1 protein-coding gene is annotated in these 465 nt (G+C 40.0%); it reads right to left on the reverse strand.

Going from position 1 to position 465, the window contains the following annotated elements; all coding sequences use genetic code 11:
- Positions 1 to 465: IS3 family transposase (locus D7V97_RS43650; protein ID WP_147445286.1), on the reverse strand; the 465-nt coding region annotated here is incomplete at both ends.

Consider the following 465-nt stretch of genomic DNA (forward strand, 5'->3'; position numbering starts at 1 on the left):
GTAAGAAGCAATCCCTCACCAGTTTATCTTGCATCCGTGAAGACATTGACCAGCCTACAATCTTACGTGAAAAAACGTCGATATTCACGGCTAAGTATAAGGTGCCTTCTTTGGTAGGGATATAGGTCATGTCTCCCAGCCCTACTTTATTAGGAGCTGTTGCTTTAAAGATCTGATTAATTAAATTGGGTCTTGAAAGCGAAGCTCCTTTTCTGTTGTAATTTTTATATTTATAACGGCTTCCCTCCATCAAGTGCATCAGTTTCCCAACACGTTTCGTGTTGGTCATAATACCAGTATTATGAAGTACCTTGGTAATTCTAACCGCACCATAGCGTCCCTTATGCTCATGAAAGACAGCTTTTATCTTCTCTGAGAGAATTTCTCTCTCCACTTGTTGTTTTGAAGGACGACGATGCATGTATTCATAGAAACCTGAGCGAGAAACCTTAAGAACTTTTACTG

This window comes from Corallococcus sp. CA053C (genome assembly GCF_003611675.1).
Classification (GTDB): Bacteria; Myxococcota; Myxococcia; order Myxococcales; family Myxococcaceae; genus Corallococcus.